We start from the raw sequence: 18290 nt of genomic DNA, 5'->3' as shown, positions 1-18290 counted from the left end.
CCTCATACACCACCAACAGCCCGCAAATCCCCAACCGCCTCTGGGCGTACGGCACGTTTGACAGATGGGACAGACCATGGACGCACTCGTTCTTCAAATTCTCAATGGCCTCGACAAAGGATCCGCCTATGCGTTGATCGCTTTGGGGCTGACCTTAATCTTCGGCACCCTTGGCGTGGTTAACTTCGCCCATGGTGCTTTGTTCATGATCGGTGCTTTCTGCGCTGTGACCTTTTCCAAAATCCTGACGCTAAGCCATAAGGCGACCGAGCCTACGGGCACGGATTTCCTTGGCAATCCCAAATTCGACGACATTCTTTATGTCACCGAATGGTTTGGCCAAAGCACAGGGGAATGGATGATTGACTGGGCTGTGCCCCTCTCGGTCCTGTTCACCATCCCTGTCATGATCGCCGTCGGCTTCATCATGGAGCGCGGGCTGATCAAGCACTTCTACAACCGCCCTCACGCGGATCAGATCCTTGTGACATTCGGCCTTGCCATCGTGCTGGGTGAATTGATCAAGTATTTCTACGGTGCAAACCCCTACCCCACGCCTGCGCCTGCCGCCTTTGCCGGCTCCTTCGACTTTGGCGCGATGCTGGGCTTTGACCCGAATACGATCATCTACCCCTACTGGCGTCTGATCTATTTCTGCTTTGCCGCTGTGGTTGTGGGCGCTGTCTTTGCCTTCTTGCAGTTCACCACCTTCGGGATGGTTGTACGTGCGGGCATGGCGGACCGTGAAACCGTGGGCCTGCTGGGCATCAACATCGACAAACGCTTTACCATCATGTTCGGCATCGCCGCCGCTGTGACCGGTGTGGCGGGGGCAATGTACGCGCCGATCAACTCCCCCAACTATAACATGGGCATGGATTTTCTGGTTCTGAGCTTTGTTGTGGTGGTTGTCGGCGGCATGGGCTCACTGCCCGGTGCCGTGCTGGCGGGGTTCCTGCTGGGTGTGGTCGAGAGCTTTGCCTCTATGGGTGCCGTGCTAGAGGTCATTCCCGGCATCAACCAAATCATCATTTACCTTGTTGCGATCATCATTTTGCTGACGCGCCCCCGTGGCCTGCTGGGCCGTGCCGGCGTGATGGAGGACTAGACCATGCTTGGACTGACAAAACGTGATGCAGGACTGCTGGCCATTGTTGCGGCCCTCTGTGTCCTCGCCCCCTTTATCCTGAACCCCTTCCCCGAAGGCTCTGCCATGGCGCAGTTCAACGCGGGCTACCCCGACTTGATGCAACGCCTTGTGATCTTTGGCATCTTCGCCATTGGCTTTAACATCCTGTTTGGCCTCACCGGCTATCTCAGCTTTGGCCATGCCGCGTTTCTGGGTGTGGGATCCTATGCTGCAATCTGGATGATGAAACTGCTGACCATGAATGTGATCCCTGCGATCATCATCTCGGTCATCGTTGCGGGCCTGTTCTCGCTTCTGGTGGGATGGATTTCGCTGCGCCGTTCGGGAATTTACTTTTCCATCCTGACGCTGGCCTTTGCCCAGATGTCCTATGCGCTGGCCTATTCCGTGCTGACCCCCATCACGGGCGGTGAGACGGGCCTTCAACCCAATGTCAACGATCCTCGTATCCTTGACGGCGCGGTGACCAATGGCCGGACCCCGACTGCCAATCTGTTTGGTCTGGATATGAAAGCAAGCCATGAGCTGTCCATCGGAGACTGGGTCTTCACCTTCAATGCAGGCTACTACATTGCCGCCGTTGTCATGCTGATCGCCTTTTACCTGTCGATCCGCATCTTCCGCTCGCCCTTTGGCATGATGCTGCGCGCGGTGAAATCCAACCAACAGCGGATGAACTACACCGGCCTGAACTCCAAGCCCTACACGCTGGCGGCTTTCGTGATCTCCGGCATGTATGCTGGCCTTGCAGGTGGGTTGCTGGTGGCAATGGACACTCAGGTGGGCGCAGAGCGCATGTTCTGGACCGCCTCCGGTGAAGTCGTCGTGATGACCATCCTTGGTGGTGCGGGCACTTTGATCGGGCCTGTGCTGGGCGCGGGTATCATCAAATACATGGAAAACATCGTCTCCAAAATCAACAAAGCGGTTCTGGAACAGTGGTTTGCCTTTATGCCCGACGGGATCGAGGATGTCTTTGTGACAATCGTCTACCCTTTCGTGGGCAAAGGTTGGCACCTCACGCTGGGCGCTGTGTTCATGCTGGTGGTGATCTTCCTGCCTGGTGGTCTTGTGGAAGGCGGCCAACGCGTCGGCAACCTGTTCCGCCGCAAAAAGACCGATGCTGACACGCCTGCGGGCAAAACAACCCCTGCCGAATAAGGAGCGCCAGACATGAGCATTCTCGAAGTCAAGAACGTCAACAAGCGCTTTGGCGGGTTGCAAGCGCTGGGGAACGTGAACCTCAACGTTGAAGAAAACAGCGTCCACGCGATCATCGGCCCCAATGGGGCCGGTAAATCCACCCTGCTGAACGTGCTGGTGGGGAAACTGATCCCTGACACAGGGTCCGTCATGTTCGATGGGCAATCCGTGCTGGGGCGCAAACCCTACGAGATCAACCAGATGGGCATTTCGCGCGTCTTCCAGACACCAGAGATCTTTGGTGATCTCAGTGTGATGGAAAACATGCTGATCCCCTGCTTTGCCAAACGCGATGGCGGGTTTTCGATGCATGCCATTGGCAGCGTCGACAGTGAGGCGGATGTCGTTGAAAAAGCGAAAAAGATGCTGAACGACATGAAGCTTTATGAAAAGCGCGACATGCAATCATCTTCGATGTCACGCGGGGACAAACGCCGCCTCGAGATCGCCATGTGCCTGTCTCAGGAACCCCGCCTGTTGCTGCTGGATGAGCCGACCGCCGGTATGGCGCGGGCCGATACCAACAACACCATCGACCTGCTCAAACAGATCAAGGAAGAGCGGGACATCACCATCGCCATCATCGAACACGACATGCATGTGGTCTTTTCCTTGGCCGAACGGATCACCGTATTGGCCCAAGGCACCCCGCTGGTCGAAGACACGCCTGACAACATCAAAGGCCACCCAAAGGTGAAAGAAGCCTATCTGGGAGAGACGCAGGAAGTGTAACCCCTGCCCGCCTCCCCCAACAAAGGACATTGTTATGAATACGCAAACACTCGACAAAAACGCCAATCACGCGTCAACCGCCCCCGCCTTCCTGTCGGTCTGGGACATCCATGCCTCCTACGGCGAAAGCTATATCGTGCAAGGCGTGAGCTTTAACGTGCATGAGGGCGAAATCCTCGCGCTGCTGGGCCGGAACGGCGCGGGCAAAACATCAACCCTGCGCACCATCGCGCAAATCGGTGATCCGCAGCTGACCCACGGCGAGGTCTGGCTGGACCACCAGCCGCTACACAAGATGAAAAGCTACGAGGCTTCCGCCGCGGGCCTTGCCCTGGTGCCCGAAGACCGCCGCATCATCGCGGGCCTCACGGTTGAGGAAAACCTCAAGCTTGCGCAGATCGCCCCGCCCCTTGGCTGGTCGCTTGAGCGTGTCTATGAGCTGTTCCCCCGTCTGGGTGAGCGCAAAAAGCAAGAAGGCACAACGCTATCGGGGGGCGAACAGCAAATGCTGGCCATCGCCCGCGCCCTGTGCCGCGACATCAAAGTGCTGCTGCTGGACGAACCTTACGAGGGCCTAGCCCCCGTGATCGTCGATGAGATCGAAAAGACCCTGAGCATCATCAAAGCCCAAGGCATCACCACCATCCTCGTGGAGCAAAACGCCGTGCGTGCACTCAAGCTCGCGGATCGTGCCGTGATCCTTGATACGGGCGGCGTGGTGTTTGACGGCTCTGCTCAAGAAGTGCTTGAGAACGAAGCCCTGCGGGCGGAATACCTAGCCATTTGACGGCACCACAAAGCATTGCATTACATAAATTGACCCGCTCTTGCGGGTCTTTTTTTTCATGCGCGCAAGCTGGTGAAGCCGCAGCACCCAATGCCCATATGAAAGGGCGCTTGCGGCGCAGTGATTCTGCGCGCCCCTCAATGCGCAGGCCATACCCCCGCCCATTGCCCCCTCTCCCACTCATAGTTCCACCCCTGAGCCTTATTTGTCTACCAACATGAAACAATAAGATTTTTTTCTAGCTGCGATGGTAAATACGGCATTAATGTGGCGAAATTATTTCCCAAGGAGGCGACAATGCCAATTATATTTAACGAAGTTTCCGGCCAGTTCGAAGGCAACATCCCAAGCACTGAAACCCTCCCCGGATTTGATTTCTCGGTCTTTGGCGGCCTCATCACCAACAGCGGAACATTTACCGGACCGATCACCGCAGACACGCCTGAAAACATCGAGATCGCCAATACTTTGGGCGGCTCGATCAGCAAGGCTGCAGGCTCTGCCTATGCGGTTGACCTGCTGGGCAATGGTGGGCGCAATTTTTTCAACGACGGCACGATCTTTGGCTCGGCGCGTTTTGGCAACGGCTTTGACAGCTTTTTCAACACTGGCTCTCTTAACGGGCAGATCCGGATGGGAGCGGGCAATGATATGTTGGTCAATCAAGTCATTCCGGGCATTGATGGCGGCCCGCTGACCCTTGGCACCATCACCGGTGGCGTTTTGATGGGGGATGGTGATGATACCGTGCTCAACGGTGGCAGCCTTGGCAATGTGATCCTCGGGGCAGGCAATGACACCTATAACGCGGCGATTCTCGGCGAGGAAACCGGCACTGGCGGCACAGCCGGAGATGTGCGCGGCGGCAACGGAAACGATAACCTGATCGGCGGCAGCGCCGATGACAGCTTTCAGGGCGGCGCAGGGCGTGACACGCTGGATGGCGGCGCAGGCAAAGACCAACTTTATGGCAATGGGGCCGCTGACCTGATCCTTGCCGGTGCGGGGAATGATCTGGTTGATGGCGGCAGCGGGAATGACATCATCGACGGCGGCGACAACAACGACCGCCTCTTTGGCGGCACCGGTGCCGATGACGTCTATGGCGGCAATGGCAACGACCAGATCTGGGGCGGTTCGGGCGCGGATGTGCTTGAAGGCGGTGCCGGTAATGACAAACTTTATGGTGACGCGCAGAATGACACGATCGACGGTGGCGCAGGCCATGACCTGCTGAGCGGTGGTGCCGGTGCAGATGTCTTTATTTTCAACGGGAATTCGGGCCGCGACACGATCACCGATTTTGATTCTGATGACGTGATCGACCTGTCCGCGCTGCAGGCCTCTGGGGTGGGCTATGCCGATGTCCTCGAGAATACGCTATTCAGCGGCGGCGATGCAGTTATTGATCTGAGCGCGCTTTTCAACCTGACAAGCGACGCAATCATCGACCGCGGCTCTTTGCTGACGGTCGAGAATGTGACCTTTGCCGATCTGGACGCTAACGCATTCAACCTCTCGGACTTTAGCATTATTCCGCTGTGAAAAACCTGTCGGGCGGCGATGCGCTGCCCGGCTTTCCCCCATTGATCAGGTGTCGCTTTCAGAGTTGATCACCTATGGTAAAGTCGCGCCTTTCCATGCCTTCTTCCTTACCATATAAGCCCTGACAAACGACGCACCTCACGCGTCCACTTCGCAACGGTCGGGGACCCATATGACAAAGAATACACATGACAGCGATGTCGCATTTATCCGCGCTTTGGCGGAATTGCTGAATGAAAACGATCTGACAGAACTGCAGGTCAAACGCGATTACGCCGAGGACGACAGCCTGAACGTACGCGTCTCGCGCAAGCCTCCTCAGCAGGTTGTCGCAGCAGCCCCTGTTCAAGCAGCGCCACCTGCGATGACCTCTCCTGCGCCTGCCCCGTTGGCGGCCCCTGACACTGCTGCACCTATAGCTGATCCATCCTCCGATCCGGGCGCGGTTTCATCACCAATGGTTGGCACCGTATATACGTCGCCCGAACCCGGTGCGGCTCCGTTTATCACCGTGGGCAAACAAGTGTCCGAAGGTGACACCCTGTTGATCGTGGAAGCCATGAAAACCATGAACCACATCCCCGCGCCTCGCGCAGGTACCGTCAAACGCATTCTGGTCGAAGACGGGGCCGCTGTTGAGTTTGGCGCACCGCTTGTGATCCTCGAATAAGGAGGACACTTCATGTTCAACAAAATCCTTGTTGCCAACCGTGGCGAGATTGCCCTGCGCGTCATCCGTGCCGCGCGTGAAATGGGCATTGCTTCGGTCGCGGTGCATTCCACCGCTGACAGCGATGCAATGCATGTGCGCATGGCAGACGAGAGCGTGTGCATCGGGCCTGCGTCCTCTCAGCAATCTTATCTGTCGGTGCCAGCGATCATTGCCGCCTGTGAAATCACCGGAGCCGAAGCGATCCACCCCGGTTATGGTTTCCTGTCGGAAAATGCCGGTTTTGTGCAGGTCCTCGAAGATCATGATCTGACCTTTATCGGCCCTACAGCCGAACACATCCGCATGATGGGTGACAAGATCACCGCCAAGGACACGATGAAGGCGCTTGGCGTGCCTTGCGTGCCCGGATCGGACGGCGGTGTTGCAACCCTCGAAGATGCGCAAAGGCTTGGCGAAGAAATCGGCTATCCGGTTATTATCAAAGCCACAGCAGGTGGCGGCGGTAAGGGCATGAAAGTGGCTCAAACGGCCGCGGACATGGAGCGCGCCTATCAAACGGCCCGTGCCGAGGGGAAATCGAACTTCGGCAACGACGAAGTCTACATCGAGAAATACCTCACCACCCCGCGCCACATCGAGATTCAGGTGTTTGGCGATGGCAAAGGCCGCGCCGTGCATTTGGGTGAACGGGACTGTTCGCTTCAGCGCCGTCATCAGAAGGTCTTTGAAGAGGCCCCCGGCCCCACAATCACCGCCGAGGAACGCGCGCGTATTGGTAAAATCTGTGCCGATGCCTGTGCCAACATCAACTACATCGGTGCGGGTACAATCGAATTCCTGTATGAAAACGGTGAGTTCTATTTCATTGAAATGAACACCCGCCTTCAGGTGGAACACCCTGTCACCGAAGCCATCTTTGGCGTTGATCTGGTGCGTGAACAAATCCGTGTGGCTGCCGGCCTGCCGATGTCCTTTGAACAAGACGATCTTGAGATCAACGGCCATGCCATCGAGGTGCGCATCAACGCAGAAAAACTGCCTGATTTCCGCCCCTGCCCTGGCAAGATCACCCAATACCACGCGCCTGGCGGGCTTGGTGTGCGGATGGATAGCGCGCTTTATGGTGGCTATTCGATCCCGCCCTTCTATGACAGCCTGATCGGCAAGCTGATCGTACATGGACGCGACCGGCCCGAAGCGCTTGCGCGCCTCAACCGCGCCTTGGGCGAGCTGATCGTGGACGGTGTGGACACCACGGTGCCGCTGTTCCATGCCCTGCTGCAAGAGGAAGACATCCATTCCGGCGGGTATAACATCCACTGGCTTGAGCACTGGCTGGAAACCACCTTCGGCGAAGCCTGACCCTCATGGGAGAGCTGACACCCGAGCTATTGCTGCACGGCTATAGCGTCGGCATCTTTCCCATGAGCGAAAGCCGCGACGACCCGGAAATCTTCTGGGTCGATCCGCGCATGCGGGGGATTATGCCGCTCGACGGCTTTCATATCTCCCGCTCGCTTGCCCGCGCGATGCGGCGCAGCAATTGGACCATCACCACAGATACCGATTTCACAGCCGTTCTGGATGGCTGCGCGGACCGCGAAGACACTTGGATCAACGCCGAAATTCGTGACCTTTACTGCGCACTGCACGCCCGCGGACAGGCACATTCTCTCGAAGTGTGGGAGGACGACATGCTGGTTGGCGGGGTCTACGGTGTGGTGCTCGGGGCGGCATTTTTTGGCGAATCCATGTTTTCGCGGCGCACAAACGCCTCGAAAATCGCGCTGGCCTGTTTGGTGGACCGTCTAAAGCAGGGCGGATTTACCCTGTTTGACACCCAATTCATCACTGACCATCTTGCGTCATTGGGCGCGATCGAGATCACGCGCGCCCGGTATCATGCAAAACTTGCCGATGCCAAAAACCGCCAAGCCCGCTTTCATGCGGCAACAGACGCTTCACCTCACGAAGTGATGCAGCGCATGACCCAAATATCATAGCGTGAATGCTCAAGCCCGTTCAGCGCCGGTGCCGAGGCAATCATCCACCCCGAAAACACTGTGCCTGCCCGTCCGGTTTCGGAGATTTCCAACTCGGCATACGCGTCGCCCGACGGGTTGCCCGCAGGATAGCGACATTCGTTCATAACAATCTGCAACCGTCCGACGCTGGCGGATGCGCCACTGGGCACAGACAGGTCAATCGTCGTGCCAGACGTCTTATCCAAGGCACGCAGAATCGCGCCTTTGGCATTACTGGTCTGCTGCCCCGCAGCAGCCGTGGCCACGCAAAGCGCGCCCAACAGGGCAATCTGGCGCAGGGCGGTCTTCATCACTCGGGGCTCCACGCCTCGTAGTCGCCGCGATCCGCAGGCTTTTCCCGCCGGATCGAACCACTGGGCGCATAGGCCAGCATGGTACCGGTCAGGTTTTCCTGATGCGGTTTTTCCCATTCTTTATGGACCAGAGGGCTGTCCGTGGGTGGCTCATCAAAGGTCCGGTGCAACCAGCCGTGCCAATCAGGGTTGATGCGGCTCGCCTCGATCTCACCATTGAAGATCACCCAACGCTTTGAGTCATCCGCATTGCGGTAATAGATGTTGCCCTGCGCATCATCGCCCACACGTTCGCCCTTGCGCCATGTGAAAAGCTGCGTGTTCAGGGTTTGCCCGTTCCACCATGTGACCGCGCTTAGAAATTTGTTGAGAATGCCCATGAGAGACTCCTGCTAATCTTATCAGGGTTATGACCAATAAACGGCCCAAGGTCCAGCGCCGCACGATGCGCTGCGCTCAAGAATTGGAGGTCAACCCTCCCCCGCCAGCGCCGTGACTTCGATCTCGATGCGGTATTTGTCGTCGATCAAACCACATTCGATCATCGTGGCTGCGGGCGGGTGAGCGCCGAACGTCTCTGACAGGATCGGGAAGCAAGGCGCGAATTCGGCGCGATCGGGCAGCATGTAGGTCACCCGCACAACACGCTCCATGCCCGAGCCAGCCTTCTCGAGCGCCTCTTTGATAACACGCAGCGCATCGCGGCATTGGGCCACGACATCATCGCCCTGCCCCACGGTGCCCGCAACATGCACAAAACCGCCCGCGACCACAGCGCGGCAATAGCCGACTTTCGCCTCGAACTCACCACCCGATGAAATGCGTCTCATATTCCATTCTCCATGAAAAAAGGGCAGACCAAACGGCCTGCCCCAATTGTTTCACTGATCTGATCTTACCCTGCCGTGGCAGGCTCTTTTTCCGCTTCTGCGTGGATCATCAAAGGCTTGGCATCCGATGTCACCGCCTCTTCATTCACGACAACCTCTTTGACACTGTCCAGACCTGGCAGGTCAAACATTGTATCAAGCAGAATATCCTCAAGGATCGACCGCAGACCGCGGGCACCGGTTTTACGCTCGATCGCGCGTTTGGCAATCGCACTCAGCGCGTCGTCGGTAAAGGTCAGCTGCGTGTCCTCCAGCTCGAACAGGCGCTGGTATTGCTTGACCAAGGCGTTCTTAGGCTGGGTCAGGATGGTGACCAGCGCGTCCTCATCCAGATCCTCAAGCGTTGCAAGAACCGGCAAGCGACCCACAAATTCAGGGATCAGACCAAATTTCAGCAGATCTTCAGGCTCAAGGTCGGTGAAAATCTCACCGATACCGCGTGCATCCTGATCGCGCACATCGGCACCAAAGCCCATGGCCGAGCCTTTGCCGCGTGCAGCGATAATCTTATCCAGACCAGCAAAAGCACCACCACAAATGAACAGGATGTTCGTGGTGTCCACTTGCAGGAATTCCTGTTGTGGATGCTTGCGCCCACCCTGCGGTGGCACAGAGGCAACGGTGCCTTCCATCAGTTTCAGCAGCGCCTGCTGCACACCCTCGCCCGATACGTCACGGGTGATCGAAGGGTTTTCGGATTTTCGCGTAATTTTATCTACTTCGTCGATGTAGACGATGCCGCGCTGCGCACGCTCAACGTTATATTCGGAAGCTTGCAGCAGTTTGAGAATGATGTTTTCGACATCCTCACCGACATAACCGGCCTCGGTCAGCGTGGTCGCATCCGCCATGGTGAAGGGTACATCCAAAATCCGCGCCAAAGTCTGGGCCAGCAATGTTTTACCACAGCCCGTCGGGCCCATCAGCAAAATGTTGGATTTCGCCAGCTCGATGTCGCCGCCTTTTTGCGCATGGTTGAGGCGTTTGTAGTGGTTGTGTACCGCCACCGAAAGCACGCGCTTGGCCATCGCCTGCCCGATAACATAATCATCAAGCACTTCGCAGATGTCTTTTGGCGTTGGAACGCCATCCGTGGCTTTCAGGCCGGATGCCTTTGTTTCTTCACGGATAATATCCATGCACAGCTCGACACATTCGTCGCAGATAAACACGGTTGGCCCTGCAATCAGCTTGCGCACCTCATGCTGGCTTTTGCCACAAAAGCTGCAGTAAAGGGTGTTTTTGCTATCGCCGGAGGATGAATTGGCCATGGGAGCCCTTTCAGGTCTAATGCGTGTATGTGGGCGCGTGCAGGGCATACGCCGCTAATCGGTTTGTGCTACATTCTAGGTCACGCCCTCCGGTCCTGCAATCGCGAAAACCGGAGTGCGCGCCTTTGTGACTTACTTACCCTTTTTGGGCGCTGGCGCATCCGGATCTTCGGTTTTGCCACGGTTCTCTACGATCTCGTCGATCAAGCCCCAGTCTTTAGCCTCTTCCGGTGACATAAAGTTGTCACGCTCAAGACCTTCCTCGACTTTTTTCAACGAGTTGCCGGTGTGTTTGACGTAAATCTCGTTCAGGCGCGTCTTGAGCTTTTGAGTCTCTTGCGCGTGGATCATGATGTCCGTCGCCTGCCCTTGGTAACCACCAGATGGCTGATGCACCATCACGCGAGAGTTGGGCAGCGAGAAACGCATCCCCGGCTCACCGGCCTGCAACAGCAACGACCCCATCGAGGCCGCCTGCCCGATCACCAGCGTCGATACCTTCGGGCGGATATATTGCATAGTGTCATAGATCGACAGACCCGAGGTCACAACGCCACCGGGGCTGTTGATATACATAGAGATTTCTTTTGAAGGGTTCTCGGATTCGAGGTGCAACAGCTGCGCCACGATCAGCTGTGACATGCCGTCATGCACAGGGCCGTTCAGGAAAATAATACGCTCTTTAAGAAGGCGGGAGAAAATATCATAGGCGCGTTCACCGCGGCTGGTCTGCTCCACAACCATGGGAACAAGATTCATATAGGTTTCTACGGGATCGTTCATATGCTCTGCCTTTGTGTCGTATTGAGCGGGACCATACCCGACCAAGCGTTACCACAAGATTAGTCTTGGCCGTGGGGAGCTTCAAGACCTCAAAAGACACGATCCTTGGTTGAATCCCGCTGGTCCAGCCCTAGCTGACCGCCCATGAACAACTGCTTCCCGCCCAACACAGCCGCAGCCCGCGCCCGACTGCGCACTTTTGCGCCCCATGCAGGCGTTCAATACGCCCGCAATCGGAACTACGATCCCGGCCCAGAGAATGCAGGCTTTGTCTCACGGTTGTCGCCGTATCTTCGTATGAAAGTGATCGACGAGGCAGATGTCAGCCGTGCCATTCTGGCACGGATGGACGCCCGCGAGGCCGATAAATTCCTGATGGAGGTCTGGTGGCGCCCCTATTGGAAAGGCTGGATGGAGCAGCGGCCCGCCGTCTGGGACAGCTACCGCAGCGATCTGGAGCGCTTGCACAATGAGGTGCAAACGCAATCGGGTCTGCGCCAGCGTTGGGAAGAGGCCTGTTTGGGGCAAACCGGCATCGAGGCGTTTGATCACTGGGCGCAGGAATTGGTGCAAACGGGATATCTGCACAATCATGCGCGCATGTGGTTCGCCTCGATCTGGATATTTACGCTGGACCTTCCTTGGCAACTGGGCGCTGATTTTTTCTTGCGCCACCTGCTGGATGGCGATGCGGCGGTCAATACGCTGAGCTGGCGTTGGGTTGCGGGCATACAAACGCAGGGCAAAACATACCTTGCCGACCCCGAAAACATCGCGAAATTCACCAATGGCCGGTTTGCCGATACACCGGGCCTTGCCTGCGCAGCCACACCGCCCGAGAGCGGTGCCATTGTTGACCGAAAAAACATCCCCGAAATTGCGCCGATCACCGCCCCGCCAACAGGGCGCGTGGGTTTGTTGCTGCATTCCGACGATATTGACACAGGGGCCATGGACCAGCTTGGCCTGACGCCCCATGCAACCGCTTATCTCGATGCCACCACAGGGCAAAGCCCGTGGCACATAGCGCCGATGGTGACTGAGTTTCGCGAACAGCTTTTGAACGACCACAGGCCAGATGCAAAGATTCTGGATGATGCGCAGGCCGTCACCGATTGGGCCAAGGCCGAGGAAATTGACCATATTATAACGCCCCACGCCCCTGTCGGATCAATGCGCCCTGTGCTGCAAGAAATTGCCGCCACGCTCCCCCTGTCCGAACACCGCCGCCCCATTGACAGCGCCGCATGGCCGCTTGCCACGGCGGGGTTCTTTAAGTTCCGCAAACATATTCCCGACCTGCTGGATCGTTTCGCAGGCTGACGCCCGGACAATTTCCAAAAATTGCCCCCGTTACGATAGCGCAACATTAGCGTCATAAATTTGTGACGGAATCGCGCCAGAAGGCTAACAACTTGTTAATCTCGCCAGCACCGGAGCACGCCATGAATCGCAAAGACATCATTCAAGACCCAAGCATCGGCAACAAAGCCGAAGCCTACGAGGCGTTTGACGATATCCCGACAAACCCGAACCTGAGCCGCACCATCGGCGAGGTTGTGGCAGCGCGCTATTCCCGCCGCGACATGTTCAAGGGCGCGCTGGCGGTCACCACGACGACTGCACTTTTTGGCACTTCCGCGATGATCGCGCCAAAACAGGCGGCCGCAGCGGGTACCTCACGCTATAACTTTACCGAGCTGGCCTGGGGCAATGACACGATGCACCACGTGGCCGAAGGCTATGACGCGGAAATCCTGTTGCGCTGGGGCGACCCAATCACAGCAGACGCGCCAGAATTCGACGTGATGAACCAAACCGCCGAGGCCCAGCTGCAGCAGTTCGGCTATAACAACGACTATGTCGGCTTTACCGCGCTGAATGACGCAGGCACCCGCGGCCTGCTTTGTGTGAACCACGAATACACCAACGAAGAAGTCATGTTCTCCGGCATTGGCCGTCAGGACAAGGTCGATTTCACCGGCATGACGCCCGAGCTGATCGACATTGAAATGGCTGCGCACGGCGGCACCGTGGTCGAGATCGAAAAAGAGACCACCGGCCAATGGCGCGTTGAGCGCAATGGCAAATACAACCGTCGCATCACACCGCTGAACACCAAAATGACCATCGACGGCCCCGCCGCAGGTCATGCGCGTATGCAGACAAACGAGGACCCCGAGGGCATGACCATCATTGGCACGCTCAACAACTGTGCCGGTGGCATGACCCCTTGGGGCACCTACCTGTTGGCCGAGGAAAACTTCCACGGGTATTTCTGGACCGACAAGCTGGATGCGGACGGCAAGCCCGACATCAGCGCCCAGCCAGAGGCCAAGCAGATGGACCGCTACGGCGTGCCGGGCCGCTGGTACAACTGGGGCACCCGCTATGACCGCTTTAACATCGACAAAGAGCCGAACGAGCCGAACCGCTTTGGCTGGGTTGTCGAAGTAGACCCGCGCAACCCTGACGCCATGCCCGTCAAACACACCGCCCTTGGCCGCTTCCGCCATGAAGGGTGTGAGACCACGCTGGCCTCTGACGGCCGCCTTGTGGTTTATTCCGGCGATGATAACCGCTTTGATTATCAGTATAAATATGTCTCCAATGGCACGCTGTCAGACGATAACGCCGCCAACTCAAAACTGCTGAGCGACGGTATCCTCTACGTGGCGCGCTTTGACGAGGACGGCACTGTTGAATGGCTGCCGCTGGTGCATGGTGAGGGGCCACTGACCGCCGAGAACGGCTTTAACGACCAAGGCGATGTGATGATCGACACGCGCATTGCTGCCGATTTGCTGGGTGCCACACCTATGGACCGTCCCGAAGACGCGCAACCGCGCGGCGATGGCTCGGTCTATCTGATGCTCACCAACAACTCCAAACGCAAACCCGATCAGGTGGACGCGGCCAACCCGCGCCCCGAAAGCTCCTTTGGCCATATCATCGAGGTCAAGGAAGACGGCGGCGATCACGGTGCCACACGCGGCACTTGGTCGATCCTTGTGCGTTGCGGCGATCCGTCCGTGGCCGAAGTCGGCGCGGTCTGGAACCCTGAAACCTCCGAAAACGGCTGGTTCGGCTCCCCTGACAACGCGGCAATGGATGCGGATGGCCGCCTTTGGGTCTCTACGGACCAAGGCTCCAACTGGGGCAAAACGGGTAAATCGGACGGGCTCTATGCGGTGGAAACCGAAGGCGAGGCCCGCGGCACGTCGAAACTGTTCTTCCGCTGCCCCATCGGCGGCGAGATGTGCGGCCCCTACTTTACCGACGACAGCGAAACCCTGTTTGTCGCCGTGCAACACCCCGGCACGGATGGCACAAAAGACATCCCCGGTTTCGAGCGCGACAGCACATTTGAAGATCCGGCAACCCGCTGGCCCGACTTTGACCACGCGATGCCACCGCGCCCCTCTGTGGTTGTCGTGACCAAGCAAGGTGGCGGTAAAATCGCCGTCTAACCTCATTCTTTAAAGAAGTATTTCAGCACAACATTGGCTTCGCCTTCGGGCGGAGCCATATTTTATTCGGGAAACCGCTACATCGGCATAGGTGAAAACGAACACCTGAAATCAGATTGGCATCAGATCCATTGGCCGCCCTTTCACCACCCGAAAGAGAACACCGGTCATAAAAACGCTGCGGCAGGCCCGATGCCCGCCGCAGCGCAGATTGGTTCAGGATTTATCAGCGAAACAGCCAACCATCGCATCAGCAAAGCCGCGCAGCAGGGACGCATAGGAACCACCATCACTGCCAATCGGGTCAAGCACGGCCACCCGTGTCGCCTGCCCCTCAAGCGCGGTGCGCAACAGCTGTTCGTTTTCTTGCGGCGCGGTAAAGGCGCAAACGGCTGGATGTTCTGCCAGATGATCGCGGAGTGCTTTTACACGGGCAGGACCAGGTGACTGGCCATTGCCGGGCACGATAAAGGCAGCCGCTTCAAGGCCATAGGCGTTGTCAAAATATTGGAACGCATCATGCAACACGATGAACTTCGCATCTGCGTAGGGCTCCAGATCGGTCGCAACCTGCTCCGAGACAGCGGTGATTTCCGCACTTAGCTTGTCCCAGTTGGCCATATAGGTTTCCGCATTATCAGGGTCCATCTGGACCAACTGCTGCGCAACAACGCCAGCCCAAAGCACCGCATTGCTTGGCGACAGCCAGCCATGAGGGTCGATGTTGCCCACGTGGTGGTGGCCATCGTGGCCTGCGTGATCGTCATGCTCCGCGTGGTCATCATGATCCGCATGATCGTCATGATCTGCGTGATCGTCATGGTCCGCATGATCGTCGTGAGCCGCGTGGTCCCCGTGGTCCGCGTGACCGTCATGATCCGCATGATCGTCATGATCTGCGTGGTCGTCATGATCAGCGTGATCGTCGTGATCTGCGTGATCATCATCCTCGACAACCAAGGACTCCGGCGAGCGCAGCGGCAATGTTTGCGTGCCCGGGTGCTGCATAAGAACCAGTTGCGTGGAATCCGGTGATAATGTCTCGATCGGCTCCTCCAGCCAATGGGTCAACGACGGCCCAACCCACACCACAAGGTCTGCTGCCTCCAGCGCGCGTGCCTCGGAGGGCCGCATCGCATAACTGTGCGGTGATGCACCTGCCGGAATAATTTGTGACGGCTCGCCGACACCTTCCATGATCTGGGCTACTAAAGATTGTATAGGTGCGATATCAACCACTACATTCGGGGCATCTTCGGCATAGGCGGGCATAGCTGTGAGGCAGCAAGCGGCAATCAGGCGGCGCATTGAATTATCCTTTATGGTTGCGACGGGCTCTTGCTAAAATGTATGTTATAACATATCAATCCCTAAAATTTAATCCTGTCGCAAAGGGCTTCGCATGACCGATCCTATCGGCTTCCAATGCACCAATCATAATGAGTGCAAATCCACCCTTCTGGCCGAAGCAAAGGCGCATTGCGCCGAACAAGGGCTACGGATGACCCCCGTGCGCCTTCGGACGCTCGAAATTCTGCTGGCCGAACATCGGGCGCTGGGGGCGTATGACGTGCTGGCGCGGCTCTCCGAGGAAGGTCTGGGCAGCCAGCCCCCTGTGGCCTATCGCGCACTGGATTTTCTGGTCAAAGCCGGATTCGCCCATAAGATCGAAGCGCTCAACGCCTATACGGCCTGCGTGCATCCGGGTGCGGCGCATTCTCCGGCCTTTCTGATTTGCCGCAATTGCCAGACCGTGGCCGAAGCAGGCACTCAAATCGCTCAGGGACGGCTGGGTGATGCCGCCCGTGCCACGGGGTTTATCATTGAGCATACGGTGGTCGAAGCCACCGGCCTATGCCCCGACTGCATCGGTCCCACTGCATGAGCGCGCTTCTCGAGACCCGCGACCTGCGGCTAGCCTATCACGGGCATACAGTGCTGCGCGATGTGAACTTTAAAGTAGAACGCGGTGAAATCGTCACCATTGTCGGGCCAAACGGTTCGGGCAAATCATCGCTGCTGCGTGCGCTTATCGGGGCGGTAAGCCCTGCGGCCGGAACAGTTCACCGCGCCCCTGCGCTGCGCATCGGCTATGTACCGCAGAGCCTTGCTATTGATGCCACCTTGCCTCTGACGGTGGCGCGTTTTCTCAACCTGCCCACACGGGTCAACGCCGATATCGCGCGCCGCGCCCTCGCGGATGCTGGCGTGCCAGAGCTGGCCGACCGTCAACTAGCCGCCTTATCCGGAGGTCAGTTCCAGCGCGTGCTGCTGGCCCGCGCCTTGTTGAACAATCCCGACATCTTGATTCTTGATGAAGCGACACAAGGGCTTGATCAACCGGGTGCTGCGCAATTCTACCGGCAAATCGAAGCTGTCCGGCACAGCCACGGCTGTGCTGTATTGATGGTCAGCCATGATCTGCACGTGGTGATGGCTGCCTCGGACCGTGTGCTGTGCTTTAACGGCCATGTCTGCTGTGAAGGTACGCCCGAAGTTGTGGCCGATGCCCCTGAATACCGCGCCCTGTTCGGCAGCGGCACCCAAGGGGCGCTGGCCCTGTACCGCCATCATCATGACCATGATCACTCCCACAACCACGAGCATACGCATGAGGGTGCTGCCTGATGTTTGACGATTTTATTGTACGCGCGGCCTTTGCCGGTCTTGGCGTTGCCTTGGCGGCTGCTCCGCTGGGGTGTTTTGTTGTGTGGCGGCGTATGGCCTATTTCGGCGATGCGACCAGCCATGCGGCGATCTTGGGTGTCGCACTGGCGCTGGCGACTGATTTGCCCGTATTTGCAGGCGTTTTGGCTGTGGCGCTGGCCATGGCATTGATCATCAGCGCGCTATCCAACCGTCAGGTAAGCTCGGACGCATTGTTGGGCGTTTTGGCCCATGCGGCGCTTGCGTTGGGATTAGTCGCGGTATCCCTCATTGATGGGGTACGCGTTGATCTGGAAAGCTATCTGTTTGGCGAAATTCTCGCGGTGAGCACATATGATCTGACCGTGATCTGGAGCGGAGCCGCTTTGGTACTGGCCCTGCTGCTCTGGCGCTGGCAGGCGCTGCTTACGGCGACGCTCTCGCCGGATCTGGCGTCGGCCAGCGGTATTTCACCACGCCGCGAACAGCTGATACTGACGCTGGCCCTGGCGGTGACTGTTGCGGTGGCGATAAAGGTTGTGGGCGCGTTGCTAATCGCCGCTATGCTGATCATCCCCGCCGCCACGGCCCGCCCTTTGGCCCGCACCCCCGAAGCCATGGCCGCCTATGCGCTTGCCGCTGGCAGCCTTGCCGCGCTTGGCGGGCTTGGCGCTGCGTTCACCTTTGACACCCCCGCAGGGCCCAGCATCGTTGCGACGGCTGCTGCAATGTTTGCCCTGTCCAGCGCAATTTCCGCCGTTATCCGGCGAAATTAAACCTCACCACACCTAAGGCAAAGCTT

19 protein-coding genes are annotated in these 18290 nt (G+C 57.8%); 13 read left to right on the top strand and 6 right to left on the bottom strand.

The annotated features are described in order from the left end of the window. Nucleotides 1-76: 76 nt before the first annotated feature. The 8 genes from ABJM03_RS01205 to aat all read left to right on the top strand — a co-directional run bounded on the left by ABJM03_RS01205 (nucleotide 77) and on the right by aat (nucleotide 8093). Nucleotides 77-1108 (top strand): branched-chain amino acid ABC transporter permease, encoded by a 1032-nt coding sequence (locus tag ABJM03_RS01205; RefSeq protein WP_348415026.1) that lies wholly within the window; start codon nucleotides 77-79, stop codon nucleotides 1106-1108. Nucleotides 1109-1111: 3 nt separating this feature from the next. Continuing rightward, nucleotides 1112-2311, top strand: a complete 1200-nt coding sequence (locus ABJM03_RS01200; protein ID WP_348415024.1) for a branched-chain amino acid ABC transporter permease — start codon at nucleotides 1112-1114, stop codon at nucleotides 2309-2311. 12 nt (nucleotides 2312-2323) lie between these two features. Beyond that, nucleotides 2324-3085: an ABC transporter ATP-binding protein gene (locus ABJM03_RS01195; protein WP_348415023.1), complete on the top strand. Its 762-nt coding sequence runs from the start codon at nucleotides 2324-2326 to the stop codon at nucleotides 3083-3085. Between the two features lie 34 nt (nucleotides 3086-3119). Continuing rightward, a complete protein-coding gene (locus tag ABJM03_RS01190) occupies nucleotides 3120-3872 on the top strand; it encodes an ABC transporter ATP-binding protein (RefSeq protein ID WP_348415022.1) in 753 nt (250 codons plus the stop codon). A 297-nt stretch (nucleotides 3873-4169) separates the two neighbouring features. Continuing rightward, entirely contained in the window at nucleotides 4170-5417 is a 1248-nt protein-coding gene (locus tag ABJM03_RS01185) for a calcium-binding protein (RefSeq protein ID WP_348415021.1), read from the top strand. 172 nt (nucleotides 5418-5589) lie between these two features. Then, complete coding sequence (gene accB, locus ABJM03_RS01180; protein WP_348415020.1) at nucleotides 5590-6087, top strand: acetyl-CoA carboxylase biotin carboxyl carrier protein; 498 nt, start codon at nucleotides 5590-5592, stop codon at nucleotides 6085-6087. Between the two features lie 12 nt (nucleotides 6088-6099). Continuing rightward, nucleotides 6100-7452 (top strand): acetyl-CoA carboxylase biotin carboxylase subunit, encoded by a 1353-nt coding sequence (gene accC / locus ABJM03_RS01175; protein ID WP_348415019.1) that lies wholly within the window; start codon nucleotides 6100-6102, stop codon nucleotides 7450-7452. 5 nt (nucleotides 7453-7457) lie between these two features. Next, nucleotides 7458-8093 (top strand): leucyl/phenylalanyl-tRNA--protein transferase, encoded by a 636-nt coding sequence (aat, locus tag ABJM03_RS01170; RefSeq protein WP_348415018.1) that lies wholly within the window; start codon nucleotides 7458-7460, stop codon nucleotides 8091-8093. Here the strand turns inward: aat and ABJM03_RS01165 are convergent. From ABJM03_RS01165 to ABJM03_RS01145, 5 genes are all read right to left on the bottom strand, one after another. Beyond that, complete coding sequence (locus ABJM03_RS01165) at nucleotides 8057-8425, bottom strand: DUF2155 domain-containing protein (RefSeq protein WP_348415221.1); 369 nt, start codon at nucleotides 8423-8425, stop codon at nucleotides 8057-8059. The genes aat and ABJM03_RS01165 overlap by 37 nt on opposite strands. After that, nucleotides 8425-8808: an NADH:ubiquinone oxidoreductase subunit NDUFA12 gene (locus ABJM03_RS01160; protein WP_348415017.1), complete on the bottom strand. Its 384-nt coding sequence runs from the start codon at nucleotides 8806-8808 to the stop codon at nucleotides 8425-8427. The genes ABJM03_RS01165 and ABJM03_RS01160 overlap by 1 nt, the downstream gene beginning before the upstream one ends. Before the next feature lie 90 nt (nucleotides 8809-8898). Then, nucleotides 8899-9258, bottom strand: a complete 360-nt coding sequence (locus ABJM03_RS01155; protein WP_348415016.1) for a Rid family hydrolase — start codon at nucleotides 9256-9258, stop codon at nucleotides 8899-8901. A gap of 65 nt (nucleotides 9259-9323) precedes the next feature. Further along, on the bottom strand, nucleotides 9324-10589 hold the full coding sequence (gene clpX / locus ABJM03_RS01150) for an ATP-dependent Clp protease ATP-binding subunit ClpX (RefSeq protein WP_348415015.1): 1266 nt from the start codon (nucleotides 10587-10589) through the stop codon (nucleotides 9324-9326). 132 nt (nucleotides 10590-10721) lie between these two features. After that, the gene (locus ABJM03_RS01145; RefSeq protein WP_348415014.1) at nucleotides 10722-11372 is read right to left on the bottom strand and encodes an ATP-dependent Clp protease proteolytic subunit; all 651 of its coding nucleotides are present in this window, start codon (nucleotides 11370-11372) and stop codon (nucleotides 10722-10724) included. Between the two features lie 144 nt (nucleotides 11373-11516). Here ABJM03_RS01145 and ABJM03_RS01140 point away from each other — a divergent pair, with 144 nt between their 5' ends. Continuing rightward, nucleotides 11517-12695, top strand: a complete 1179-nt coding sequence (locus tag ABJM03_RS01140; RefSeq protein ID WP_348415013.1) for an FAD-binding domain-containing protein — start codon at nucleotides 11517-11519, stop codon at nucleotides 12693-12695. Between the two features lie 122 nt (nucleotides 12696-12817). Next, nucleotides 12818-14842: a PhoX family phosphatase gene (locus ABJM03_RS01135; protein WP_348415012.1), complete on the top strand. Its 2025-nt coding sequence runs from the start codon at nucleotides 12818-12820 to the stop codon at nucleotides 14840-14842. Nucleotides 14843-15058: 216 nt separating this feature from the next. On the opposite strand, the gene ABJM03_RS01130 is transcribed toward ABJM03_RS01135, so the two are convergent. Further along, the gene (locus ABJM03_RS01130) at nucleotides 15059-16150 is read right to left on the bottom strand and encodes a zinc ABC transporter substrate-binding protein (protein ID WP_348415011.1); all 1092 of its coding nucleotides are present in this window, start codon (nucleotides 16148-16150) and stop codon (nucleotides 15059-15061) included. Nucleotides 16151-16244: 94 nt separating this feature from the next. On the opposite strand from ABJM03_RS01130, the gene ABJM03_RS01125 reads away from it, so the two are divergent. From ABJM03_RS01125 to ABJM03_RS01115, 3 genes are read left to right on the top strand one after another with little or no spacing between them, the layout of a single operon-like run. Then, complete coding sequence (locus ABJM03_RS01125; RefSeq protein ID WP_348415009.1) at nucleotides 16245-16727, top strand: transcriptional repressor; 483 nt, start codon at nucleotides 16245-16247, stop codon at nucleotides 16725-16727. Then, complete coding sequence (locus tag ABJM03_RS01120; RefSeq protein WP_348415008.1) at nucleotides 16724-17470, top strand: metal ABC transporter ATP-binding protein; 747 nt, start codon at nucleotides 16724-16726, stop codon at nucleotides 17468-17470. Before ABJM03_RS01125 ends, ABJM03_RS01120 begins: the two co-directional genes overlap by 4 nt. Further along, entirely contained in the window at nucleotides 17470-18264 is a 795-nt protein-coding gene (locus tag ABJM03_RS01115; protein WP_348415007.1) for a metal ABC transporter permease, read from the top strand. The genes ABJM03_RS01120 and ABJM03_RS01115 overlap by 1 nt, the downstream gene beginning before the upstream one ends. Nucleotides 18265-18290 lie beyond the last annotated feature (26 nt).

Origin of the sequence: Sulfitobacter sp. (genome assembly GCF_039977885.1) — a bacterium.
Taxonomy (GTDB): domain Bacteria; phylum Pseudomonadota; class Alphaproteobacteria; order Rhodobacterales; family Rhodobacteraceae; genus Sulfitobacter.
This window is presented reverse-complemented; position numbering and strand designations above follow the sequence as displayed.